This is a genomic window from Nocardia sp. IBHARD005 (assembly GCF_052814245.1).
This window is the reverse complement of the sequence record NZ_CP199935.1, coordinates 4,793,939-4,819,704: the sequence shown is the minus strand read 5'-3', so window position 1 is coordinate 4,819,704 and position 25,766 is coordinate 4,793,939. Positions and strand designations below refer to the sequence as shown.

General features: G+C 62.9%; 14 protein-coding genes and 1 pseudogene. 10 read left to right on the top strand and 5 right to left on the bottom strand.

The features are described 5' to 3' along the window. Nucleotides 1-6 precede the first annotated feature (6 nt). A complete protein-coding gene (locus ACTWPB_RS22700; protein ID WP_446222585.1) occupies nt 7-819 on the bottom strand; it encodes a phosphotransferase family protein in 813 nt (270 codons plus the stop codon). Nucleotides 820-887: 68 nt separating this feature from the next. Next, the gene (locus ACTWPB_RS22695) at nt 888-2,165 is read right to left on the bottom strand and encodes a helix-turn-helix domain-containing protein (protein WP_446222584.1); all 1,278 of its coding nucleotides are present in this window, start codon (nt 2,163-2,165) and stop codon (nt 888-890) included. 305 nt (nt 2,166-2,470) lie between these two features. Between ACTWPB_RS22695 and ACTWPB_RS22690 the strand changes: the two genes are divergently transcribed. From ACTWPB_RS22690 to ACTWPB_RS22680, 3 genes are read left to right on the top strand one after another with little or no spacing between them, the layout of a single operon-like run. Beyond that, nucleotides 2,471-3,157 (top strand): hypothetical protein, encoded by a 687-nt coding sequence (locus ACTWPB_RS22690; RefSeq protein ID WP_446222583.1) that lies wholly within the window; start codon nt 2,471-2,473, stop codon nt 3,155-3,157. Beyond that, nucleotides 3,154-4,329 (top strand): radical SAM protein, encoded by a 1,176-nt coding sequence (locus ACTWPB_RS22685; RefSeq protein ID WP_446222582.1) that lies wholly within the window; start codon nt 3,154-3,156, stop codon nt 4,327-4,329. The genes ACTWPB_RS22690 and ACTWPB_RS22685 overlap by 4 nt, the downstream gene beginning before the upstream one ends. An 18-nt stretch (nt 4,330-4,347) precedes the next feature. Then, nucleotides 4,348-4,992: a hypothetical protein gene (locus tag ACTWPB_RS22680; protein ID WP_446226445.1), complete on the top strand. Its 645-nt coding sequence runs from the start codon at nt 4,348-4,350 to the stop codon at nt 4,990-4,992. 64 nt (nt 4,993-5,056) lie between these two features. Here ACTWPB_RS22680 and ACTWPB_RS22675 read toward each other — a convergent pair whose 3' ends face one another. Further along, nucleotides 5,057-5,503 (bottom strand): NUDIX hydrolase, encoded by a 447-nt coding sequence (locus tag ACTWPB_RS22675; protein WP_446222581.1) that lies wholly within the window; start codon nt 5,501-5,503, stop codon nt 5,057-5,059. A 224-nt stretch (nt 5,504-5,727) separates the two neighbouring features. Between ACTWPB_RS22675 and ACTWPB_RS22670 the strand changes: the two genes are divergently transcribed. Further along, entirely contained in the window at nt 5,728-6,615 is an 888-nt protein-coding gene (locus tag ACTWPB_RS22670; RefSeq protein WP_446222580.1) for a hypothetical protein, read from the top strand. A 161-nt stretch (nt 6,616-6,776) separates the two neighbouring features. Here ACTWPB_RS22670 and ACTWPB_RS22665 read toward each other — a convergent pair whose 3' ends face one another. Then, nucleotides 6,777-7,127, bottom strand: a complete 351-nt coding sequence (locus tag ACTWPB_RS22665) for a histone-like nucleoid-structuring protein Lsr2 (RefSeq protein ID WP_446222579.1) — start codon at nt 7,125-7,127, stop codon at nt 6,777-6,779. A 319-nt stretch (nt 7,128-7,446) separates the two neighbouring features. Continuing rightward, nucleotides 7,447-7,629, bottom strand: a pseudogene (locus ACTWPB_RS22660) (ankyrin repeat domain-containing protein); the annotation flags it as partial. A gap of 500 nt (nt 7,630-8,129) precedes the next feature. Between ACTWPB_RS22660 and ACTWPB_RS22655 the strand changes: the two are divergent. Genes ACTWPB_RS22655 through ACTWPB_RS22630 form a run of 6 tightly spaced genes read left to right on the top strand, consistent with a single transcriptional unit; the run spans nt 8,130 to nt 25,765 of the window. Beyond that, nucleotides 8,130-12,233, top strand: coding sequence for a protein kinase domain-containing protein (locus tag ACTWPB_RS22655; RefSeq protein ID WP_446222578.1), 4,104 nt, complete (start codon nt 8,130-8,132; stop codon nt 12,231-12,233). After that, on the top strand, nt 12,233-15,829 hold the full coding sequence (gene pglX, locus ACTWPB_RS22650; protein ID WP_446222577.1) for a BREX-2 system adenine-specific DNA-methyltransferase PglX: 3,597 nt from the start codon (nt 12,233-12,235) through the stop codon (nt 15,827-15,829). The genes ACTWPB_RS22655 and pglX overlap by 1 nt, the downstream gene beginning before the upstream one ends. Beyond that, nucleotides 15,829-19,584, top strand: coding sequence for a DUF6079 family protein (locus ACTWPB_RS22645; RefSeq protein ID WP_446222576.1), 3,756 nt, complete (start codon nt 15,829-15,831; stop codon nt 19,582-19,584). The genes pglX and ACTWPB_RS22645 overlap by 1 nt, the downstream gene beginning before the upstream one ends. Then, entirely contained in the window at nt 19,581-22,373 is a 2,793-nt protein-coding gene (pglZ, locus tag ACTWPB_RS22640) for a BREX-2 system phosphatase PglZ (RefSeq protein ID WP_446222575.1), read from the top strand. The genes ACTWPB_RS22645 and pglZ overlap by 4 nt, the downstream gene beginning before the upstream one ends. Beyond that, on the top strand, nt 22,370-23,665 hold the full coding sequence (gene brxD, locus ACTWPB_RS22635) for a BREX system ATP-binding protein BrxD (RefSeq protein WP_446222574.1): 1,296 nt from the start codon (nt 22,370-22,372) through the stop codon (nt 23,663-23,665). Before pglZ ends, brxD begins: the two co-directional genes overlap by 4 nt. Further along, nucleotides 23,666-25,765: a DEAD/DEAH box helicase gene (locus tag ACTWPB_RS22630; protein WP_446222573.1), complete on the top strand. Its 2,100-nt coding sequence runs from the start codon at nt 23,666-23,668 to the stop codon at nt 25,763-25,765. Nucleotide 25,766 lies beyond the last annotated feature (1 nt).

The window sequence follows — 25,766 nt, the reverse complement described above, 5'->3', positions numbered from 1 at the left end:
GCGTCATCAGGGGATTGGTTCCCAGCCGGTCCACGGCCGGGGACCGAACCGTCCGCGCAGGCAATTGACCCGGTGCTGAGCTTGAGCAGCATGCTCTGGCTTCGACCCGGCAGCCTGGACGGCTATGCTGGTCATTCGGAATTCTCGGATATCGCGCACCAGAGTGAAACCTGACCACGTTGTCACGTCGTAACCGTATGCACGCCAAAATGACTCGTATTGTCGCTCCGTGATCCACCCGAACGAAGTGTGCTTGATAGCGGTCGAGGTCAGGTCCCACTCGGGCGGCCCGATCGAAGCGCGCTCCAGGTCGAGGAAGGTGGTCACCCCCGAGGTTGTGGTCACCACGTTGCCTGCCCACGCATCACCATGGATCGGCCCCCAGCCCTGTCCCGGCGCCTGCTCTCCCCACTCCGCGCGCAGCGAAGCCAAGCGGTCGCGCAGCCACTGCCGATCTTCTGGTGCGAGAGTGGTTGCGGCGTCGATTCGTTCGTCGAGCCGGACGAAAGGGTCGACCTCCCTGAGGAAGTCTGGCGCGGGCAGCTGGTGGAGGGCTCGCAGGGCCGTAGCGATCTCCTGCTCGGTCCCTGGCCGGTGGGCTGCCACCTCGCGCCAGAACGTGACCGGACGACCGTCGACAACGACGAAATCAGCGCGGCTGCCTGCTGGTTCGACGGCCGCGACACAGTTGGACTGCAGCCATCGGGCGACGTCGAGTTCGCGGGATGCGGCCTCGGTCTGTCCTGCGCGGGCGACCCGCACTACAACCGGCACGTCGGCCACCTTGTAGATTCCGTTCTCGGCGACCTTGATCGGCACCAAGTTGGGGTTTCCGAATCCTGCTGTTACGCAGGCATTCCGCGCAATCAGCTCGATATCTGGGTCCGTCACGCGGGTGTCGCTGTCAGGTTGACTCCGGCTCTACGGGCGTATCGGCGCAGCTCTTGGACGTCCTGCGCCGCGCGACGTGAGTGCAGCGCGTTGGCGCGCGTGAGCGCGGCCGATCCGATCGAGTGCGCCTCGGCAGGGTCACCGGTGGCCATCACCAGCGAAGCGAGCTTGATCGACGACATCGTGCGTGAGCGGGCCGCCAGGTCGGTGTGTTGCTGCACGGCGGTGGCTAGGCGGTCTCGGGCCTCACCGGTGAAGCTGCCCTTCACCGCGATGTCGAACAACGCGTGCCCAGTATCACCGGCGTGCTGAGCAGGGTCGTAGTAGCGCATCCAGACGGGATCGTTCGCCGGCGAGGAGTTGGCGAACTGTTCGTCCGCGCGGCCGACGGCTGTGAGTACCGCCTGTACGTCACCGAGCTTTGCCCGCACCCGAGCCTCGGCGGTGTGCAGCATCGCCTGCTCGGTCGCAGTCAGCCGTGGCGCCAACGCGAGCGCCTCCTGGACATGCCCCAAGCCGTCGGTGTTCTTGCCGATCCAGATGGAGTGACGCGTCATCGAGGAGAGGACCTTCGCGTGCAAGTGCACGGCATCGACCTCCTTGGCGCAGTCGCGCGCCAGACCGAACATCTGCTCGGCGTCGTTGTGCGCGCAGGCGTCGAAAGCCATGAACGCGGCGGTGTGGGCCAACGAACCGACGGCCAGATACAGATCGGCCCGGTTGGCGGGCGCGCAGTCGGCGTTCAGGTAGCCCTGGGCGATTCGTAGCTGGGCTGCGACGACGTCGCGCACCAGAGCGCCGCCGTAGGTGGCATCCCACTTGGCGAATAGTTGCGCGGCATCCCGGATTTGCGCGATCTCGACCGACCCGACCCGCGACGGAACGGGAGCAGCCCTGGTGTCGTCCAGCAAACGCAACATGCTGCCCGGCGAGGCCACAGCGGTCGCGGCGGTCGCGGCGGCCACACGCAGAAATCCTTGGCGGTCCACCTCATCCACGGTATCCCTTTGTGGAAGCCGGAACCACAACAGTTCCTGCGGGACGCGCAGAATGGTCGCCCACCTGATCAGCTTTGACATGATCTCTGGCGCGTCACCGGTTTCGATTCGGCTCAATGTGGCTTGGGTGATGTCGAGCCAGTTCGCGACATCGAGCTGCGTGATCGGGCTCTTGTGCGTCGGATGTGTACGGAACGCGTAGATGACCCGGCCCATGTGCCAGGACGCCAGTGCATCCCGCATGTGGTCGCTGGCCCAGAACTCGGCCGGCATCATCGGTGGCCCGACGCCGAGTGGAGTTCGTGCGCAGCCGCTGCACGAGGTGCCGGTGTTGTATCGACTCAGTCGGTTCCCGCACGTCATGCAGTGCCTGTTGTTCTCGCTCGTTCGCGTCATTCGCCCCGCTCCAGCGATCTCGCCGTCCCCAAACGATTTGTCGGACGGTACCACCCGTAATACCCAGCTCGTATACAGCCGCCGTATATCAGCGACCCAATTCGATATCCGTTGCGCGTATAGCTCTTTGGTGCCTTCGAGGCGATTGTCGTGGTGTCCGTTACGAAATCTGCGAAAGGGGCGACATGGCGCTATCCCTGCTGGTGCCGATCCTCGGACCACCGGCATCTGGCAAGACCACACTGACCCTCGCGCTCGGCAAGGATCCCGACCGCCACGTGTTCCGGCTCCGCGAGCACGTACCACCAGGGGTCGTCATGGCCACCGTCAGCAGCGGCCCACGAAACCTCGGCTGGATCGACGAATCCGTTGTCGAACAGGCTGTTCGCGCCTACCTGGAGTCGGTGGTCGGGGACCCGCTGATCCAGACCGTGCTCATGGACAACTACCCCGGTACCGCCGACCAGGTTCGTGCACTGCTCGACGTTGTCGAAGCTGTCGCACCCCGGTGCGTGGTCGAACCGGTCGAACTTGTGCTCGACCCGAAAGTTCGCCGCAAGAGGGCGCAGAGTCGTCGCGTCTGCCACCGCTGCGAGCATGACCCGGCAGCGGATCCGCGGATGCCAGCGAGGCCGTCCCGGGTCGGTGGATGGATCTGCGCGAACTGCAAGTCGTTGCTGCACACCCGCCGTGGTGACGCACCATCGTTGTTCGCCGCACGAAGTCGCCGCCACCAGGACACCGTCGACGACGTCCGCGCCGCGTTCGACAGCGCCGGAATCGCCACCAACGTACTCAACGCCATCGTTCCTGCATCCGCGGTGGCCAGCCTCGTCGAGCCCATGCTGATCGCTAGGAGCAATACCGCGTGACCACCTCCAGTACAACACCGTTGCCGTTCCCGGCGGTACGACCATTCCGGCCCGAAACCTATGGTCAAGACACCTACGGTCACGCCAGGATGCCGCGCAACACCACACAGCCCGAACCTCATCGCGTCGACAAAGTCGACTACGGCCGTTTCCGCAACCTGTACCTCTACATCACCGAGGCCTGCCAGCTGCGCTGCGACCACTGCTACATGGGCGAGCGCCTCGAGCGGGCTTTGAAGATGACTCCCCAGCAGATCGTGGACACGCTGACGACCTGGCGACAACTCGGCAGCGACAAACTCACGATCCTGGGCGGCGAACCCACCCTGCATCCGTGGTACGTCGACGCGATCAAGGCCGCCCGCACGATCGGCTACCAGCACGTCATCACCACTACCAACGCACAAAAGATCGCCCAGAAGAAATTCGCCAAGCTCACCCCCGACGACTTCGCCTACGTCCAGGTCAGCCTGGATGGCGGCAGCGGCCAGACCCACGACGAGGTCCGCGGTGCGGGAACTTTCGACCAGGCCATGGAAACCAGCGCCGAGCTGTGTGAACGCGGGTTCGACACCCGCATCATCTGCACCGTCAACAAAGCCAACGAAGGCGATGTTCTCCGGCTGCTCGAGATCGCCGACGACATAGGCGCCAGCCTGGTGAAGTTCCACGTCTTCTCCACCATCGGCACCGGACACGGAAACGCCGACATGGCGATGACACCGCCCGAATGGATCGAGTTCTGCGAACGGCTCGAATATGTTGCGCCAGAACATAAGTCGCGTGTGTGGTTCCAGCCCACCTACGCGCGCGTCGACCAGATGGGCCGATACGCAGACGAGGGATATCAGGGCTGCATCGGCCGGACATTGGACCGGATCTCGGTGTTCCCCGACGGCCGTGCCTACATCTGCTCCTACCTGTTCGACACCGATATGTACTTCGCGAAGATGCAGGACGGTCGGGTGCTCATCAACCGCGACACGTCCGGAAACGAATTCGACCTGTTCACCCTGCCGCTGACCAACAGTGCCTGCGGCGGATGCAAAGCCACCGCATGCCAGGGCGGGTGCCCCGCTGAAGAAGTCGTCATGGGCGAGTCGTCGTGCTCGGCCTACCCCGACATCGTGCCCGTCTGCCGGCTGTGGAAGTCCAGCGCCAAACCCGAATAGGAGACACCCGTGCATACCATGGAAACGATCATCGAGCCGCTGCGCGCGCTGGACTGGAACGACGTCGAGGCCGTCGACTCTGCCGCCCGAAAAGCCTTCGACCTCTTGGCCGCAAGCAAATACCTGCTGCGCCGGGCCCTCAACGGCCTGCCCCGCAACCCCGACCTCACGCCGCTGTGCGAGCACTACGACATCCTCGACAAGATCGTGCTGCACGACGATCCGGAATCCGGAATCCGGTTGCGGCTGCACATCTTCGGACCCGGCTACCACGACCGACCTCACAACCACCGCTGGACCTATGCCAGCAACATTCTGCGCGGCGAATACCGCCACCGGATCTACGGCGAAGCGAAACTCGACACCGGCGTCGATGTCTCGACGTTGCGCGCCATTCATGTCCGCCACGAACAGGTCGGCGCCAGCTATGCCCTGCACCACAGCGCCATCCACGCCGTCGTCGCTGAACCCGGCACAGTGTCGCTAGTGCTGCGCGGGCCCGCGATCAACGACCGCTTCCTCGTGATGGACGCGAAGACCGACCGGTCGTGGTGGCAGTACGGCGCGAACCAGGAATCCCTCGAAGACGCTGCGAAGAAGCGTATGTCGCCGCAGCGGCTCGAGGAGTTGATCGTCTTGCTCGGGCAATGGGACCTCATCTGAGCGAGGCTGGGGAACGGTGGGGTCGTCGAGAGAGCCGTGAGAGGCGGCGCCCCCACCGTGACCACTACCAGCCGTACATCGAGATGGTCGCCCCGGAAGCGATGCGACCCAATGCTTCTCGGCAGTAGGGGATCATCTCGGCCGGCAACGAGTCCATCGCGAACCATTCCAGCGCGTCGCACTTGTCCGGCTCACGGTTCTCCGGCACACCCTGCCATCGATCGACCTGGAAGAAGAAGGCGATCCGCCCGCCGGACGCGGAGTTGTGCATGACGTGCACGAACTCGACGTCGCTCGGCGCGATCTCGACACCGATCTCCTCGGCGGCTTCGCGGACCAGCGCGTCGACCACGGACTCGTCGGCCTCGAGGTGGCCCGACGGCGGGTGGTAGGCGCCATCGGCGTACCCCGTGTCGGCGCGCCGACCGAACAGAACTCGGCCCTGCTCATCGGTGAGCAGCAAGTGCACGTCACCGATCAGTTTGTGCCGCTCAACGCTGGCCACAGCCATGACCTACCCCACTCTCTCGATGCGCCCGACCTGAGCGCGAGCCCGACCGTAGGTCACCCGCCACCCAATGACTATGCGTCCGACGTATATCGCACCTCGGAGATCTCATGACGACCCACCCGCGGTCTAGTGCCGTACAAGACCGCCCCGCTGCCCCAGCGCCGGGAATCGCAGTCAAACAGCGGGGCCCTGCTCCCGATGTTGACGGTCCTCGGAGCCATCCGATGACCGAGCCCGTGTTCGCCTACTACCGGCGCCCACTGGCCCACGACCGAATCTGGTCTGTTGAAGCCCGGATCGCCGAGGTAGCGTCGTTCTACGGCTGCGACGACCTGGCTGGCCGGATATTCGTGGAGTTCGAGTCGCCGATTCGCCTGTTGTGGTCGCTGGGCGAGTTCCTGGATCAGAGGGTCGACGCGAAGATTGCCGAACACGTGCGCGACCTCGCACGAGCTCACGGCTACGAGTACGACCGGATGCACAGCTATCCGACTCCCGCTCCGGCGCTGTGGCAGCTGATCGCAGCGCTCGAAGCGGCCGGTGACGGGATCGTGTTGATCCCGTCGCTGCACCACCTCGCGGATCTCGAAGTGACCGAAACCCAGATCATGCAACATTTTTCGGCGAATCTGAACGCTCGGGTCGTATGGACAGACCCAGTGACCGGGAACGCTCGTCAGACGTACGAGCGTCGGCCTGATCTTGCCGATTCACCGACCCGACTACTCGGCGAATTCCGTGTCAGCCCGTTCTGTGCTGCGCTGCGGATGGCACGCGTCAACTGCGAGGAGTTCCTGGCTCGAGCCGGACTCGCGGCCCTGACGGGCACGATCGACGACCTGATGGTGGCGATCGTCGGTCCGGCCGAGCAGCGGTGGAGCGGCAATATCGACATGCTGGATGAGTGGTTGATAATTCGGTTGATACGACCTGCGAGATCTCACCTACTCGTGGTCGAGGTAGCCGAGGCTCACGATCACGGCGACGCGCCCTTCGACACGTTGCTGCGGCGGATCTGCGACTCGGGCATCGGAGTCCGCCGCGAGAGCGTTTCCAGCGGCGGGACAGTGACTCGGTACGAGGTGCGGATCCCAGACGCGGTGCGACGCTGATGTGGGAGCTGGCTCTGCCTGTCGCGCCGTGCCTGGCCGTACTTTTCTGGTGCATCCGCGGTCCGCGCTTGACGTCCATGCTCACCCGCGCGCCTGCACCGGCCCGTGCCCGGACAGGTGCAGGCGGGGAGGTGTGACGTCCGCGAGCAGTTCGAGAGGCTCTACGCCATCGCTGCGTCGTATGCCGCAACGACTTCGGTGGAGATCCTGCCGCGGCTGGACACGGTGTGGCCGTTTTCGCCCGCCCAAGCCCGGATTGCCGCGAGGTCGTTCCGACGAGAGGAAGTAACCGCGCCGGCTGTCGCAGCCTGGCGGCGGCCGCCGGACTTGATGCGTCCGACGCGGCGCGCGTAAGGCAACCACTGGTCGAAGGTTTCGCGGAGCTTGGTGGCGTTGGTCTCGGAGAGGTCGATTTCGTATGCTGCGCCGTCGATTTCGAAGCTGACCGTGTCCTCGGCGATCGAGGTGCCGTCGAAGTCGTCGACGAGGGTGACAACTACCTTGCGCGCCATTGATCTGCGTCCTTCGTTTGCGTTCGGGAATTCCTGTTAGCAATCGTAATTGCTTTTCGGTTCGTGGCGAAATTATCGACGACCGTTGCGCCGTCCCGCGGTCTGCCAGCCGATCGACGCATCGTAACCGGCGCCTACGCCTACTGCAGGTCCGCGAACTCAGCCTTGATGGTGCCCCGGTTTGCCCTTTCGTTGATGAAATGCAGGGGACTCCGCAGTCCGAAATAGGTTTGGATCGTCTCGCGTCTGGGATCGGCACCGTGGGCGCGCGCAGGACCCGAATAGCAGCCACCGGGTCACCGCCAGCGGATGTCGCGGCCCAGTAGATGGTAGGCATGCCCTTGTCGGTCAAGGCATCAACGTCGGCACCGGCGTTGAGGAGTCGCTCGAGCGCCGCCGGGTGGGCATCGCGCGCCGCGAAGTGCAGCGGTGTCCAGCCGTGGTGATCCGCCGTGTTGACCCACTCGGTGACGAGCAATCGGTCGGTGGCATCGAGGTCGCCGTCGCTGGCGGCCTAGTGGAGTGGTGTTCTGCCCCAATCGTCAAGCTCGCTCATCCGGTTCAGCTTCCTTCGGGAGATCAGCTTCCCCGCCACGTTCTCGACACACGTCCGAGCGGTCGCTCGCGGGTCCAATCCTGTACTACTCCAGCATCTCCCAATGATGGGACCGACGAGCTTCTATGATTCTTGACTGGAACCACGTGTGGTGTGCAAGGAGCGTCGGGAGGGGACTTCGTGCCGGGGACAAGGGCTCCAGCGCCGCTGGTAGACCGGGTTGACGAGCTGGCGATGCTGTTGGCGGCCGTCGACCGTTCAGTCGAGGGGCGCGAGGCGCAGGTTGTCGTTCTCCGCGGTGAGGCCGGCACCAAGATCGCGGATGCGCAGCCAATGATAGGCACTGCGCCGCCCGAAGCCCGAAGCCCGAAGCCCGATTGGTAGTGTTGGCGATCCAAGCACGCGACCCGCGTTCGGCCGCGGGGGGACGAGCGGTAGGTGGCGACGTGGCACTTGGTGATGACCGGTGGGTCGAGGTCTCCAAATCGGCATATCCGCATGAAGCAGCCGGTTTGGCGATGCTTCGGTACGTCATTCCCGACGCTGCTCCGTACCGCGCATGGACTAACTTCGAGTTCATGGATAACCATGGCCAGTGGCATGAGGTCGATGCGCTAGTGCTGGGTCGGCGCCGCCTGCATCTCATCGAGGCGAAGCACTTTGTTGGCGAGTTGCGTGGTACCGAAATGAACTGGGTCCGAACCACACCGGGCGGAAAAAGGCGCACTCAGCGTTCCCCGCTGCTGCTGACCCGCCGCAAAGCCCAGCGGCTGGCGACTCGCATTGGCGAGGAGGCGCGCAAGGTCGCGCAGGAGCACGGACTCGATGTGGGGAAGGTGCAGCGCGGACTGCCGTACGTGCAGGAATCCGTGTTCCTACACGGCTCGCCGTTTGAGGTCGACATGCCCGATCTGGCGAAGTCGAGTCTTTTCGCACCGGACGGCTTCGAGCAGGAGGTGGGCCTTCCTGCCATTTCTACACGCATTCTCGAACCGCCTTCCGACAACCAACGGGTGGATGAGGATCTGTCAGTCATCATTGCGTTGGCTCTGAAGAATCTAGGGATCGCGCGTCGAACGGAGCGCGACGCTGGGTCGTGGAGTATCACCACGGGTACGCCGCTCGCCAGCGGTGACGACTGGCAGGAGTGGGCGGCCACCCACAAGGGCACCGGTAAGGGCGGCCGCGCGCGTGTCGTCTCATTTCGGCGTGGCACACCGGATCAGGCCCGAGCTGCCGCGCACCGACGAATGCAGCGTGAGTTCGCGTTGCTTTCTTCCCTTAGGCACGATGCAATCGTCGCGCCGAGTGACCTTGTGCAAGACGACGATGGGAACACCGTCATCGTCTACCCGGAAATGCGTGGCTTCGAACCGCTAGATCTGGCGTTGGCCACGCGCGAGCTGACCGCCGACCAGCAGCTCGATATCCTTACCCAGATCGCCGAGGCCGTCGCGTACGCACATCGAAACCACGTCGCGCACCGAGGCTTGGGGCCCAGTACCGTCCTCATCCACATCGACGAGCTGGACCGCGGGGAATTGCGTGTGCGCGTGGCCGACTGGTCGTGGGCCGGTCGAGTCTACGGCACGGATACGCGCTCGACGACCTCGATCGGCACACCACCGGAGCCTGGAAGTGCCCCGGCTGACGAGGTATATCAGGCGCCAGAGGACCGGTGGGCACCCGATGCGAATCGGCTCGCGCTCGACGTGTTCTCTCTCGGTGCACTCGCCTACTACCTGTTGTCCGGGGGTCAAGCGCCAGCGCGGGACCGTGCGGAATTGCGTGAGCGTCTGCGGAACGAGCACGGTATGGATCTCGCCGCGTCGGGCAGTGAGTACATCGATGGAACTCTGCGCGCATTGGTGCTGCAGGCAACGAACCCGTCGGTGTCGAAGCGGATGAAAACCGACAGCAAATCGGGCCTACCGCGATTCGATGCGAAACAGTTCGTAGCAGCACTCGCCGACTATCGACACACTCAACTCGCAACCTTTGCGGCTCCTGAGGTTGATCCTCTGAACCCCGCGCCGGGAGCGCTCCTCTGTGGCAGGTTCGATGTGGTCCGGGTACTTGGAGCAGGTTCGACCGCCCGCGGTGTGCTGGTCACCGATCGCGAACATGACGATCGCCTGCGGGTGCTCAAGGTCGGATTGGACGCGGCATCCACCTCACGCCTTCACGACGAGGCTCAGGTGCTCGCCGAACTCGCCAAGCGGACACCGCCGATTCCAGGTGTGGTCGAGCTGATCGAGGGGCCGATCGAGCTGGGCATTCGTACTGCCCTGGTGCTGAGCAATTGTGGTGAACAGACGCTGGCGGACGTCGTGCGATACACCCCCCTCGGGGAGACGCAGCTGCGCACCTGGGGTAGGGAATTGCTCGACGTGGTAGTGGCGCTCGATGCGGTGGGTATCACACATCGAGATCTGAAGCCTTCCAACCTCGGCCTGGCGAAGCCGGAGGGACGAACAAAGGCGAAGGTGCGGCTTGCGCTGTTCGACTTCTCGCTTTCGCGTGCACCGGTTGAGCAGACCGAGGCTGGCACGCCTCCCTACCGGGATCCCTTCCTGGGCACCGGTACTCGCACCACCTATGACTCGGCTGCAGAGCGGTATTCGGCTGCTGTGGTCCTGTACGAGATGGCCACCGCTGGGACTCCCGTCTACGGGGACGGCTTGAGCAATCCGGAAGTCCTCGACGACGATGTTGCAGTCGCTACCGAGGACTTCACGTCGGCCGGAATGAGCGGAGCGCGCGCTGAAGCGCTGGCTACTTTCTTCCGGAAAGCGCTGGCGCGCAACGTTAAGCAGCGGTTCGACACTGCCGCCGCGATGCGCGACGCGTGGGCCGCAGTGTTCACTGCTCAGCCGATAGAGCCGGAACTGACGGTGAAGAAGCCCGCCCCGGCTCCGGTATCCGTTCCTAAGCCGTCCGCGACGTACACCTCGCTCTCGGCGCTGGCCGAAATGTTCGCTCACGCTGCGGCGACGAGGCCGTCGGCGATACGCAGGCAGGTCGTCGAGCTGATCCTGGGATCGCATGCTCAAAGCCCCGACGATCCATTCGTCACCTACCAGGCGCTTGCAGCTCGAGCTGGAGTAACCTCCGCCCGGATCGCTCAGGTATTTGGTGAGTTCACCACATTGTGGGCGAGGAATCCTCAGCTTGAGGCCACCGTCGCCGATCTGCGCGGACGGTTGCTGAGACTGCTCCAAACCTCGGGCGGCGCTTCGACTCCAGAACTACTGGCCCGCGAGCTGGCTGGCGCTCTCCACACTGATGGGGTGGACGATCCACAGCGCACTGCACTCGGCGTGCTGCGCCTGGTCCTATCGTCGCCACCACAGCCCGACGGCGACGTGGACACGCGACCACTCGCGGTGCACACCGTGCGCAGGCAGGGTGCGGGGACGGTTGCGATGATCTCGACCTCGTCACTTATGCGCAGACTGCCAGCGTTGCTCGCGGCGCGCGCCGAACAGCTCGTAGCCGATTCACAGGCGCAGGGATCACAACTGGTGCCGGCCGAGGAATCCGAACCGGAACTCCGTGCGGTCGCGGCGACCCTGCTGGATCTAGCAGTGGACGACATGGAGATACCCGCGCACACCCTGCTGCGGATTGCGGCGGCGGCGTCGACCGAGGCGGCACTGAGCTCGCGCGATGAGCTGCACGCGCGATCGATGCCGATTCTTGAGGCGCTGCGCCTGCTGCTGCGTGGTCTCTCGTCGACGGATGTTTTTGGGCGACCCGAGCTCGAATCCAGGCTCAAGGCGCGCTTCCCAGCACTGAAGTCGGCTCTGCCGAAGCGTGCGGACCTCGATGAGCTGGTGCAGGCGCTGGTTCCGGAGATGCAGTGGAACGACACGATGAATAGATACGAATTCGCGCGTGAGCACGCGGCGGCCTCGTATGTGCCGACTCGCGTTAGTCGCCCAGCGGCGGCCACGGTGCGTCGGGAGCACGGGACCTCAGATGCCGAGTACCTCCTCACCGCGAGTAGGCAGGAACACACATTCCGTGCGCTCGGCATTCCGATGGGCACCTCCGACGCAGTGGCGAAGGCTCTGGCCAGCGCATTCGGTGCCACTCACATCGATGTGACAGATTTGTTGCTCAGCACACTGCGGTCGAAAGCCGCCGAGGTTGGGATCGACTGGAGCATGATCCTCGCCGCCGACGCGGGCGCGGTGGCCGACCGCGAAGGGCTTAAAGGTTTTGTCGCACAAGCTATTCCGGCGCTGATCGAAGCAGTCGATACCGCGCCGGGACCGGTCGTGCTCACCGATCTGTCCACCCTGACCGCGTATGGGCAGCTCGACATTCTCGGCCGCTGGACCGACTTGACAACCCCGCCCCCGCACGCCATCTGGGTATTGATACCGCAACGGGAGGAGGCCGGTGGGCGACCGGGCTCGAAGGTGGACGGACGGAGGTTGCCGATCAACAGCCCGGAGCAGTTCGTGCAGATTGACGATACAGAGGTGACGGTGCTGCTCACCGTCGCGCATCGCGACGATTCGACAGTGAAGGAGCCCGCCTGATGGCGTTGGCCACGATCGCAGGAGCCCAGCTGACGGCTGCACTGAGGCCGCAGCTGAAACGGCTGGTCGATGATATGCGCGAGCTGCTTGACGCTGACGCGGGCGAGCTGAGCAGGTGGGAGGCGACTCACAGCGAGGCGGTGAGGGAGAAGCGAACGGCGCCGACCTCATGGACCGAGTGGTCGGAGGACCAGCTCACCCAGGCGGCTGTCGGCTGGTTACTCACTTCGGTGTTCGTGCGATTCTGCGAGGACAATCAACTGCTCGGTGAAACCGCTGTGTGGGTTGCAGGACCGACGCCTCTTCTGCGTCAGCGGGCTGTGGATGCAGAGAACGCGTTCTACCGCGAGCATCAGGACTGCTCGTATCGCGAATGGCTTGAGCAGTCGTTCGATGCGCTGCGTCGAAATCAGGCGACGCAGGCTTTAGTAGACGACCATGCCGCATTGAACCTGATTTCGCCATCATCGTACGCCGTGCAGAAGTTGCTCGAATTCTGGCGGCAGATAGACGATTCCGGCGAGTTGGTGTGGTCGTTCTGCGATGAGTCACTTTCCACACGGTTTCTCGGCGACTTGTATCAGGATCTGTCAGACTTCGCTAAGGACAAATACGCGCTGCTGCAGACTCCCGAGTTCGTCGAGGAGTTCATCCTAGATAAGACGCTCGAACCGGCATTGAAAGATCGTCCGCTTGAGGGCTTCAAGCTCATCGATCCCACGTGTGGATCCGGGCATTTTCTGCTCGGAGCATTCGATCGGCTGGTCGAGCGGTGGCATCGTCATTCCCCAGGGATGGAACTACGCACCCGTGTCGACAATGCATTGGCGTCGATATACGGCGTGGATTTGAATCCCTTCGCAACAGCTATCGCAAAGTTCCGTCTTATAGTTGCCGCCATGAAGGCGTGTGGCGAGGTATCGCTAGTGCATGCTCCAAAATTCACGCTGAATGTGACGGCCGGTGACTCATTGCTATTCGGCCCGGAAATCGATGGCAAGAGTGCATTCGATTATGGGGACTCCAAAATAGACAAAGACATTGCCGTTTCAGGTTTTTCATATCAGACCGAGAATGCTTACGAATTGCGTCGAGTGCTTGAGCCGAATCAGTACGATGCAGTGGTGGGAAACCCTCCGTACATAGCGGTCAGTGATAAAGCGCTGAACGCCCGCTATAGAGATTACTGTATCTATTGCAAGGGTACGTACGCTCTCACTGTTCCTTTCATGTGGAAGTTTTTTGACCTGGCGAAGTCCGGCGATCGACCTGGTTGGGTTGGGCAGATCACCTCGAACTCATTCATGAAGCGCGAGTTTGGCGCCCCACTGATTGAGAACTTTCTCGCCCGGAAGGACCTGCGTCTTATTGTGGACACCTCCGGAGCCTATATTCCCGGCCATGCTACTCCGACGGTCATTATAATTGGGCGGAATCAAGAGAACGTTCACGATACAGTTCGTACTGTGCTGGGGATTCAAGGTGGTCCGGGATCGCCAGAGAACCCAGCAAAGGGGCTGGTCTGGACCTCGATAGTAGCGAATATTGATCAGCCTGGATACGAAGATCAGTGGATATCGGTTACGGATTTTTCGCGAATGAATCTGCGCAAGCATCCATGGAGTTTAAGTGGTGGCGGCGCAGCCGAATTGCTCCTGGCGATCGAAGCGGCGGGCAATAAACGTATTGCCGACTATTGCGATGCCATCGGGCGGACTACGCATACCGGCCTTGATGATGCGTTCTATGTAACACCGTGGGCTGCGCAGACGCGCGGATACGTCGGCGATGTAGCCCCAATCACACTGGGTGAAGATATTCGAGAATTCGAAATTTCCCCTCGATTCGTGACCATCTTGCCTTACGACCGTAAAGGGACGCCAAAAACTCTCACGGAATCAGCTTTTCGCACCTTGTGGCTCAATCGGACAGCTCTAAGTCGACGAATTGATTTTAAGAAGACGCTCGCCGAACGCGGCCTGCGATGGTACGACCACTCTATGTTCTTTCCGAAGCGTTACCGCCTGCCGCTCGGTATCGCCTTCGCCTTCATGGCGAGCCACAACCATTTCGTACTCGATCGCGGCGGCAAGGTATTCAATCGTTCCACCCCGGTGATAAAGTTGCCGGAGGGAGCAAGTGAGGACGACCATCTGCGGCTGCTAGGCACCCTGAACAGCTCGATCACATGCTTCTGGCTCAAGCAGAACAGTCAAAAGAAGGGCGGTGGCGGTCATGGCGGTGGCGCTGCCGATCAGCCCTGGTCGCACACATACGAGTTCACCAGCACGACCCTTCAGGATTATCCCCTGCCGAGACAAGCGCCGGTCGAGCGTGCCCGGCGCCTCGATTCGCTTGCCCAGGAGCTCGTCGTAAAGGATCCGGCGGCGTCGATTCAACAAGGCAGTATCACCCGAGAAAGTTTTGATGCGGCACGCGCGGGCTATTTTCGGATTCGTGCGCAAATGGTGGCTGAACAAGAAGAACTTGACTGGGAGGTATATCGGCATTATGGGATCATTGATGAAGACCTCACACTTCCCGTCGGTCAGGCCCCGGGTATCGAACCAGGGGAACGCGCCTTCGCGATTAAGCTTGCCCGAGAGGTTGCATCAGGCAGTATCGAAACCAGCTGGTTCGATCATCACAATCACAAGTTCGCAGCTATCGAGGAGATCCCTACGCGCTGGACGGCAGAATACCATGCACTTGTCGAAAAGCGGCTCGCTGCAATCGAGTCGAACCCATTCGTTCGCCTCCTGGAGCGCCCTGAGTATAAACGTCGCTGGGCTGGGGATTCGTGGGAAACCAAACTTCAGCGTGCACTGAAGTATTCGCTACTAGATAAGCTTGAGGACCCAAACCTGTGGTTCACACCGCAAGGCACACCTCAACCGAGGTCTGTCGGTGAACTTGCTGGGTACGTAGGCAAGGACCCCGAGTTCATCGAAGCGCTCGATCTGTGGGCGGGGCAGAAAGATGCACCGGTCACTGCCACATTGGTCAAGCTGCTCGCCGATCAAGCTGTCCCGTACCTAGCCGCACTCCGATATAAAGACCCCGGCCTGCGCAAGCGTGCCGAGTGGGAGCGCGTGTGGGATATGCAGCGTGACGAGGATGCCAGCCTGATCCAGGCTACCGATATCCCCGTGCCCCCGAAGTACAACAGTGCTGACTTCCTCAAGCAGTCGTACTGGTCCCACCGAGGGAAACTCGATGTGCCCAAGGAGCGGTTCATCGTCTACCCGGATGCGGGTCGCGATACCGACCCGACACCCCTGCTCGGTTGGGCTGGTTGGGACCATGCCCAGCAGGGTTTGGCGTTAGCGACGATCTACGCCGCGCGGGAGTCCGAGGGCATGCCACTGCCATCGCTAGTGCCCATCCTGGCAGGGATCGCCGAAGTGCTGCCGTGGGTCAAGCAGTGGCATTCCGGCGTTGACCCAAATCTCGGTGTCGATCTCGCCGAGTACCTGAGTAGCCAGCTTGCCGAGAAATCCGCAGTGGTTGGCGTGCCGGTGCAGGATCTCGCCGCGTGGCGGCCGGAGAAGAAGGCACGTGCTCGGACGACAGTTGCTCGAAAGGTAGGCCAATAGTGTTCCCCGGCGAATCCGGTTCCGCGCGCACCCTGCGGGAAACGTTCAACATCCATGAGTCGCGCGGCACGAACGACTACGTGCTGAAGCTGTCCGATTCAGTCGGGGCGGAACATCTTTCGGCGACTGTCGACTCGTATGTGGTCACACCCGCGCTGAAGGACGCGTTCGATTCGGCGCTCAATGTTGTCGAGGAAGCTCTGCGCACCGGTGAGAACACGGCAGCCTTCCTGCACGGGTCTTTCGGTTCCGGTAAGTCGCATTTCATGGCGATCCTCCACGGTATTCTCGGGCGCTCGCCGAAGGCACTGTCGGTGGCGGAGCTGCAGCCGGTCGTTGCTGAGCACGAGGTAGTCGGCAAGGCGAGTCTGCTTCGCTTGACGTTCCACTTCCTCGATGCCACCACCGTCGAATCGGCATTGTTCGACCAGTATCTTCGTCAGATCGTCACGCTGCACCCGGACACGTTGCCGCCCGTATTGCACTCTGCGGGTGGGTTGTTCGGTGACGCCGACAACCGTCGACGTGAGGTGGGTGACGAGAAGTTCTTCGGCGCACTCAATGCCGCCGGAACCCCGGGGGCGAGTACCACCGTCGACTGGTCGGTACTCGGCCAAAAGAGGACGGCGTGGACCCCGGGCACCTATGCTGCCGCGACCGCCCCCGATGCTGCACCCGCCGAGCGGTCCCGCCTTCAACAGGCGCTTGTCTCCACGTACTTCACTAGCTACTCACGCAATACCGACTGGCTGTCCCTTGAGGATGGTTTGGCGGTGATCGCAGACCACGCGAAGTCGCTCAAGTACGACGGCGTCGTGCTGATGCTCGACGAACTCGTGTTGTGGCTGACATTCCTCATTACCGAACGCGAACGCTTCAATGCCGAGGTCCAGAAGATCACCAAGCTGGTCGAGACCAGCCGCGGTCGCCTTGCGGTGCCGGTGGTCTCCTTCGTCGCACGCCAGCACAACCTCGCCGAATGGGTGGCAAGCGGACCCGATGCCGGCGCGATTCAGCAGGCGGTTGAACGCGCTTTCGCCCACCAGGAGGGCCGTTTTGGGCTGGTGAAGCTGGGCGACGAGAACCTGCCGTACATCGCGCACAAACGACTGCTGAAACGACGCGACGCCGATGCGGAGATGGCTCTTGAAACAGCGTTCGCACGCTTAGACCGCAGTCCACAGGTGTGGGATGTGCTGCTCGACGGTGTGAACACCGACGGTCGGCACCGAGGTGCAGACTCCGACGCGTTCAAGCTCACCTACCCGTTCTCCCCGGCGCTGATCGCGACATTGCGTGAACTGTCTGGGCAGATGCAGCGTGAACGCACCGCGCTCAAGGTGATGCAGCAAATGCTTGAGGACAACGCCGACCGGCTGACCATCGACAATGTCATTCCGGTCGGCGAAGCTTTCGACTACATCATCGACAGCGCCAACGCGACACCCATCAACGATGCCGCAGTGCATACGTTCAGGACTGCACGCACACTGTGGACGGATAAACTGCGCCCCCTGCTGTTCCGCAACGCGGGCATCGACGAGACCACTCTTGACAAGGATGTTCCGCCGGGTCTGCGGGCTGATATCCGCATCGCAAAGACCCTGCTCATGTCTGCAGTAGCTCCAAACGTGCCCGCGCTCAAGCAGATCGACGCTTCGCGTTTGGCGTCGCTCAATCATGGGAGCGTTATCAGCTTGGTCCCCGGCGACCAGATCGGTCAGATCACCGGCAAGGTCAAGCAGTGGGCGGCAGAGATCCCGGAACTAGCGGTTACCGCCGACGCCAATCCGATCATTTCGGTGACGTTGGAATCGGTGGACTACGAACGGATTGTGCGCCGTGCTCAGACCGAGGACACCGATGGCCGCAGGCGTGAACTGATACGTGAACTGCTCGCTGAACGGCTCGGTGTGATTGGGGCCGATCACACTGTCGATAACGCTTTGCTGCGACAGCGGATCTGGCGAGGCACACCGCGCCAGGTGGAAGTGGTGTTCGGCAACGTCCGTGACCACGGATACCTGCCCGACGACGCGTTCCGGCCGTCGGGCGATGGTGCGCTCCGCTTGATCGTCGATCTGCCATTCGACGATCCAGGCCACACCACGGGTGAGGACCACGACCGCGTCGACGAGCTGCTACGTACCGGGCAGAACCGGTTCACTGTCGTCTGGCTGCCGAAATTCCTCAGCGACAAGCAAACCCGCCAGCTGGGACGGCTGGTCATTCTCAACTACGTGCTCGCGGGTGACCGGTGGGCCTCGTATGCGAACGAACTGTCCGACGCCGACCGCGCCGCGGCTCGGTCGATCCTGCAACAGCAGCAGACGCAAGTGCGCTCCCAGTTGGGCAACGCCATCCAGGTGGCCTACGGGGTCGCGGCCGGTGCGAACTTCCCCGAAGGCCAGCCTCCGCTGCGTTCGCTGCACGCCGGATTTGCTGTCCAGCCCCCGATCGGACACGATCTCGGCGAAGCTGCGAACCGGTTGATCGACGCGGCCTTCGCCGCGCTGTACCCGGATCATCCAGAGTTCACCCCGGCCGAACAGCTCATCACCCGACGTCAGCTGAACACCGTGCTCGCACGGCTGAGGGAAGCCCAGGCCGTCGTCGACGGACGTATCCCGCTCGAGCGCAGCGAACGCGAGAACGTCCGGCGGATCGTCGAATCGCTCGGTATCGCCCGTACCAACGACACACACCTGCTGGCGGGGCCGGAACATTTCGCGACGTGGCGCAATCGGATAACCCAGGAGCTGTCCCGCGCCGGAATCGACGAAGCCAAAGACGTACCCATCGAGGAACTTCGCAGCGCGATCGTCGCGAGCGGACCTAAACGAGGGCTGACCGACGACATGGTCGACCTCGTCGCCGGTGCCTGGGCCGCGCAGGGTAAACGGTCCTGGTTCCTGCACTCCTCGCCGATCGATGAACCGGATATCGGTGAGTTTCGTCGGGGTGTCACACTCCGACTCGAACCGCTGCCAGACCGGCAGGTGTGGACACAGGGGTGCACCCGATGGAAGACCCTGACAGGGCATCATGTGAACGACTACCTCACCGCCACGAATGTGGCCTCCTTCGTGGAGCACGTGCGTGACGATGCGGCGGTCGGCCGAGCGGACCGATCACGGCTAATCGATGTGCTCAGTCGCGCATACAACCATCTCGGGATCGAATCCGGCGAACGGCTCGGCCTCGCCACCGAACTGAACAACATGCTCGATGCGCGGCTGAATCATCTCGACAGCGTTGCGGTGGTCGATGCGATCGCCGCGACCGCACTCACGGGTACCGACCATGAGGCCGGAAGAAGCCTGAGGAGCGCAGCCGCAGTAGCCGATGCCGTGAGCCGATTCAACCTGTCACGCTTCGACATCCTGCGCAAAGCAGCCGAGATCAACGACGACCGCGGCAGGCAGGCGAAGTCGGCATTGTCCGCCCTCGCCACCGCATTCGCCGAGCACGAACTGGCCCGACCGCTTGTCGAGGCGCTGCGAGTGGCCGAGGAAGCCCGCGACGCATGGCTGGAATCGGGTGTCAGTCAGCCGTCGCCGACACCTACACCGACACCGGCTGATCCAGGGTCGGCGTCGGACAAATCCCAGTCGACCGACACGGCGGCGGCGTCGCGCACTATCACCATTCGGGGGCGAGGTGGATTCTCCGTACTCGAGAAGCAACTGATCGATCTGCTCGAAGGCGATCCGGACGCCACATTCACCGTCGTCATCCATAAGATCGAGTCGTGACCTCAGCATCAGCACTCCCCGATGCGGATCTCGCATCGGTTCGTGGGCAGATCGTCGGGCTCCGGGCCAAGAACTACCTAAGCGGTGTATTGGCAATTGCAGCCACTCCGGTGTGGTCTGGCCCCGAAAGCTTCGACGTGGAAGGTCAGCTGGTCAGAGTCAGGGTCGCGCCCAGCGTGCTGGCGATCCGTGATGCGCTCAGTGAGCGGCATACAGCCGATTGGGTCGTGATCCTCACCGACCGCGAATCCGCCGAGCTACCTGTAGGGGTGCTTGAGCACCTCGTCGCAGGGCGCCTGTCGAATCTTGATCCCTGGCCAGCACTGCGAGAGCTGTTCCGCGCATCCCGCCAGGAGTTCCATCTGCTGTCGCTGAGCAATGATGCCGCACGGGCCGCATTGCGCGATCTCGATGGAGTTCCGACGCCCGCACCGCGCGGTGTGCTCACCAATGACCATCTGTTCGCGACCTTGTCGGCCCGCAACTTCGGCCTGAGTCCCGGCGAATACACCCCGCACAATATCGCGCTGTGGTCGATGGACTCGGGTGCCACCGCGCGGTTTGAAGTGTGGCAACAGAGCACCGATCCCGCGCTGCTCGATCAGTTCTACATCTGGATCGAGAACCGGCTTGGCCCGCTTGGACCGACGTTTGCGGCGGTGTGGCGAGTACGAGGTCCCGTAGACCTGGTACCGCTCGGACTGGTCGCGGCGTTGCTTAGCGACAGCAGCGCATCGTTCCCCGCGCCTCGCGACATCACAGTCAGAGTCCGCACGTTGCTCGAGGTCGAACTCGACGGCCGAATTCTGACCGAACAACAGCTCACCGCCTGGGGCAACGCCGCAACCCTTGCGGTATCGGGCACTTCTGCGCCCGACAATGTGCTGCGCCGGGCCGAGAATGCCGTGCGTCGCCTGAACGCGGAGCCGCTTGTCGCGCGTTCGGATGTACTACCGATGGCCTTGGCGCCACGCGTTTCCCAGTTCGCATTGGCATTGGCTGCCGCGGTTGATTCCGGGCGTCTCGACGCCGCCGACAACGCGTGGGCGGATGTCGTCGCGCATCGGGCCGCGTACGCGGGCACTCCGGACGCTCCGCGAGATGTGCAGGTCGGTGCGGCTTCGCTGCGCCTGCTGCGTCGTCGTGGACTTGACTGGTCGATGCCCGGTGGACTCGCGGACTGGGTGACCTACTACCGCCGGGACCTGTCATGGGTGGACGACGCCGTCAACGATGCTTTCGTGTCGGCCGACGATGGTGGTCTCGCTACGGTCGCCAATCGAATCGTCACTGCCGTTCGCGCCCGGCGTGCGAACGCCGATCGCCTGTTCGCGAGCCAGCTTCGGATCGAAGGAACTCACCGCTCGGCCTCGAACGATCTGCTCTACGTCGAGGACGTCCTCGACCGCATCGTCAAACCGCTCACGGTGCCCGCCTCCGGTCCGACCGGCGGGCTCCGCGTCCTCGCGCAGGACGGTCCTCACGCGTCGCCCGTCCTATTGGTAATCGCCGACGGGATGAGCTCTGCGGTCTCGAACGAGGTGGTCGCCGATGCGTTGCGTCGGCATCGACCGCAGTGGCAAGAATGCCGATTTTCCGATACAGATGGGCCCTATGCCGCACTTGCCGTACTGCCGACCATCACCCGATTTTCGCGGTGCTCGCTGCTGACTGGCGCGCTCGCTGAGGGCGGTCAAAGCAAGGAGCGGACGGGCTTCACGAACTGGTTGCAGCACAACGGGTTGTACAAGCGCGGGCCGGTGCTGTTCCACAAGGGTGAGTTGGATCTGATCTCCCGCAACCACGCGCTCGCGGACACAGTGCGCGAAGCCGTCGACGACACCGCCGGCCGACCGGTCGTCGCCTGCGTACTCAACGACATCGACGATGCGTTAGACCGGTCCGACCCGATCGGAACGATGTGGGGCACCACTAGTTTCAAGCATCTCGACTCGTTGCTGAAAGCAGCTGCCGCGGTCGGGCGGACCGTCGTCTTGGTCAGCGACCACGGGCACGTCGTGGAACGACGTGAACAACCGAGTGTTCAACGAGGACAGCAGGTCTCGGCGCGCTACCGGACCGCAGCTGATGCCGACCCCGAGGCACGTGACGACGAGGTATTAGTCACCGGCCGCCGAGTGCTCTCCGAGAACAATCGAGCGATCCTCGCGGTGGACGAGCAGGTCCGCTACACCAAGCTAAAGGCGGGATACCACGGCGGCGGATCGCCCGCCGAGGTCGTGATCGCAGTGACGATTCTGGTGAATGGTGCGGTGCCGCAACATCTCGGGCTTGAGGTCGCACCACCGCCACAGCCTGTGTGGTGGGAAGCCGAGCGACTGGTTACCGAACCTGCTCCCGCACCTTTGACGAGTCTGCCGGTGAAGAGTCAGAAGCTGGCGCCGACCCCGAAGCCCGTCGTGTCCGCCGACGGGTTGTTCGAAGTGGGGGTCACCACGAAACCGGTGAAGACTACGCTTGCCAAACGCGATGGAGTCGCTGAGTTGCTCGGCAGTGACCTGTTCAAGCAGCAGTACCAGCTTTTCCGGCCGAAGTTCACCAAAGCGACCATCGGCGGGCTACTGCAAGAACTCATCGACGGCAACAATCGGTTGCCCATAAGCCGTGCCGCCGAGATACTTCAGGTCAGGCCGACGCGTGCTCGCGCGGCGATCGCGGTGCTTGCGCAGGTTCTCAATACCGATGGTGTCGTGGTTCTGTCCGACAACGGAATCGAGGTCGAACTTGAGTCCGGGTTGATGTTCGAACAGTACGGAGTCGCGCCGTGACGGGGCTGTCGCCGGTGCGTAGGCGCGAAATTCTGCAATCGCTGCGCCAGGGTACTGTCCCGGCCGGAAGTCTCGATGTGCTCGCCGTCGGCATCGACAGGTTCGCACCGACCGTCGATGAGGATCTGGACGCTGTCGCGGCCGGTGGATCCATGTTCAAGGCGGTGCGTGGTGAGTACGGGGCGGGAAAGACGTTTTTTGCGCGCTGGCTACAGCAACGAGCGATGCGACGTGGCTTGGCAGTCGCCGAGGTACAAATCAGCGAACTGGAAACGCCGCTGCACAAGCTGGAGACCGTGTATCGGCGAACCACCGAATCGCTGCGCACGGCGGCTTTCCAGCCCTCGGCATTCCGCAATGTGCTCGATGCCTGGTTGTTCGGAGTCGAGGAAGACGCCGCGTCCGCGGCCGGTGTAGACGAGGCAACCACCGAACAGGTCGATGCTTTGCTCGAGCAGCGCCTGGCGGCTGTTGCCTCGGCGACACCGGTGTATCCGATGGTGCTGCGCGCGTACCGGGCCGCCCTCACCGAAGGCGATGTGGCGACAGCTGACGCGCTGGTCGCCTGGCTCGGCGGCCAGCCGCACGTGGGCGCCGCCGCCAAACGTGCGGCAGGGGTACGCCAGGAGGTCGACCACTTCCTGGCCATGGGGTTCCTCCAGGGGCTTCTCGCTGTCCTGGAAGGCGCACGACACTCTGGTCTCCTTCTCGTGATCGACGAAGTCGAAACACTCCAGCGGATGCGTTCAGACAGCCGAGCCAAAGCACTCAACGCGTTGCGGCAGTGGATCGATGAACTTGACTCAGGCCGCTACCCGGGCATGTACCTGCTAGTAACCGGCACGCCTGCGTTCTTTGACGGACGCCTCGGCGTGCAAGCACTGCCCCCGCTCGCGCAGCGGCTGCACACCGACTTCACGACTGACGCTAGGTTCGACAATCCGCGGGCGCCGCAGGTTCGCCTTGCTGGCTTCGATCTCGACCGGCTCGTCGAAGTCGGGATGCGCGTTCGGACGGTGTACGCCGACGGCGCAGCGGCTCCCGAGCGGATCCGTGCATTGGTGGACGATTCCTACCTGCGCGACCTGGCGTCGGCCGTCGCCGGAAAACTTGGTGGGCAAGTGGGGATCTCACCACGGTTGTTCTTGAAGAAGCTGGTGCTCGACGTTCTTGACCGGGTGGACCAGTTCCCCGATTTCGATCCAAGGCAACACTATGCGCTGACGGTCCAGACTACCGAACTAACCGACACCGAGCGCGCCGCAGTCAGCGCCGACGACGTGGAGCTCTAGATGAGCGGCTTCGACTGCCTCGATCCGTCGCTGCAGCACCACATCGTAAACACACTCGGGTGGCCAGGGCTGCGACCGCTCCAGGACGAGGCTGCCGCAGCTCTCGCCGGGGGTGAAGACGCTATCCTGCTCGCGCCCACTGCGGGCGGCAAGACCGAAGCCGCGATGTTCCCCCTACTCACACGTATGCAGACCGAGCGTTGGACCGGAATTTCGGTGTTGTACCTGTGCCCACTCAAGGCGCTACTCAACAACCTGCAGCCAAGGCTGGCCGAGTACGCCGAATGGCTCGGCAGGTCTGCGATGACCTGGCATGGCGATGTGACCCAATCGATGCGCGGGCGCATCAAGCTCGATCGGCCCGACATCCTGCTCACCACTCCCGAATCGCTCGAATCGATGCTGGTGTCTGAAAGTGTTGACGCGAGCGACCTACTCGGCGGGGTCCAGGCGGTAGTGGTGGACGAAGTGCACGCGTTCGCTGGAGACGACCGTGGCTGGCATCTGCTCGCCGTTCTCGCGCGGCTCGAAACGCTCGTGGGTAGACGACTGCAGCGAGTCGGCATGTCGGCCACCGTCGGCAACCCGGACGAGCTGCTCGGCTGGTTACAGGGAGGATCTGCGGTGCCTGGCGGCGTTGTCTCGCCCGCGGTGACAGGTGGCAGCGTCACCCCCGAGATCACTGTCGATTCAGTCGGTAGCGTCGAGAACGCAGCGAAGGTGATCGCTGCGCTGCATGCAGGCGAAAAGCGTTTGGTGTTCGCCGATTCCCGGCGTCTCGCAGAAGAACTGGGTCTTCAGTTGCGCCAGCGCGGCATCACGACGTTCATTTCGCATTCGTCGCTGTCGGCCGCTGAGCGCCGCGAATCGGAGCAAGCGTTCGCGGAGGCGCGGGATTGCGTCATCGTTGCCACTTCCACTCTCGAACTGGGCATCGACGTAGGAGATCTGGATCGAGTCATCCAGATCAATGCGCCGCGAACCGTGTCATCCTTTCTGCAGCGGCTTGGGCGCACAGGACGCCGCACAGGGACCTCTCGCAACTGCCTGTTTCTCGGTGTCACCGACCAATCAGTCCTCGACACACTCGGAATGCTGCGGTGTTGGTCGTCGGGGTGGGTCGAGCCTGTGGTCGCAACCCCCGAACCACGGCATATCGCCGCCCAACAGCTGCTAGCCGCCGCACTGCAGACCCGACGGGTGCCACTGCGGGGCTGGCAGCAAGCTTGGGGAACGCTGCCCCTATTCGGGAGCGACGGGCAGAAAGTTTTCGACCACCTTCTCGCCGAGGGTTTTCTCGAACACGACGACGGTAGCGCATTCATCGGTCCCGAAGCCGAGAAGCATTTTGGCCGCCGACATTTCATGGATCTTCTCGCTGTGTTCGCGGCTGCTCCGGAATTCACAGTGCTTGCGGGACGGCAGGAGATCGGCTTCGTCGAAACCAGTGTTCTCACTGACGATGTCGAAGGGCCACGGATCCTGCTGTTGGCCGGTCGATCGTGGAAGGTCACCCACATCGACTGGAAACGGCGGCAGGTTTACGTCGAAACCACTGAGATACCAGGTCGTGCCAAGTGGAGCTCCGCTCCCGACGGTGCCTCGTTCGCCGTTACCCGCGGCATCAGGGATGTACTCCGTGGTGCGTTGCCGATGGGCGTAACACTCACCAAACGCGCATCGTCAACCCTTGACGATGTGCGAATTCAACGAACAAATCATGTCAGCGACGATGGATTGGTCATCGCCCGCGACCATCGAGATGACTGGCGATGGTGGACTTGGGCCGGAACCAAAGCTAACCGGACCATCGCCGCATGGACACCTGAACTAGTGCCGCCTCGGCAGCGGATCGGCGCCGAGGGTCTCCGACTTCACCCGGATCTCACGGTCGCCGATATTCAGGCAGGGCTCGTCGAGCTCCGTACAGCGGATCACCGGCCGTTACCGACAGCAGATGCCAACGCGTTACGCGGATTAAAGTTCTCGTCAGCGCTTCCCGAGCATCTTGCGTATGCGACGCTTGGCGCGCGGATGGCCGATATCGAGAGCGCTCTGGCAGTGTTGGGCGACAAGGTAGAGATCAACGCGACCTCGTAAC

What these genes read in the sequence shown, in the direction of transcription:
- ACTWPB_RS22630 (WP_446222573.1), top strand. Translation starts at nt 23,666, where the DNA reads ATGAGCGGCTTCGACTGCCTCGATCCGTCGCTGCAGCACCACATCGTA.
- ACTWPB_RS22690 (WP_446222583.1), top strand. Translation starts at nt 2,471, where the DNA reads ATGGCGCTATCCCTGCTGGTGCCGATCCTCGGACCACCGGCATCTGGC.
- ACTWPB_RS22680 (WP_446226445.1), top strand. Translation starts at nt 4,348, where the DNA reads ATGGAAACGATCATCGAGCCGCTGCGCGCGCTGGACTGGAACGACGTC.
- ACTWPB_RS22695 (WP_446222584.1), bottom strand. Translation starts at nt 2,165, where the DNA reads ATGATGCCGGCCGAGTTCTGGGCCAGCGACCACATGCGGGATGCACTG.
- ACTWPB_RS22670 (WP_446222580.1), top strand. Translation starts at nt 5,728, where the DNA reads ATGACCGAGCCCGTGTTCGCCTACTACCGGCGCCCACTGGCCCACGAC.
- ACTWPB_RS22675 (WP_446222581.1), bottom strand. Translation starts at nt 5,503, where the DNA reads ATGGCTGTGGCCAGCGTTGAGCGGCACAAACTGATCGGTGACGTGCAC.
- pglX (WP_446222577.1), top strand. Translation starts at nt 12,233, where the DNA reads ATGGCGTTGGCCACGATCGCAGGAGCCCAGCTGACGGCTGCACTGAGG.
- ACTWPB_RS22665 (WP_446222579.1), bottom strand. Translation starts at nt 7,127, where the DNA reads ATGGCGCGCAAGGTAGTTGTCACCCTCGTCGACGACTTCGACGGCACC.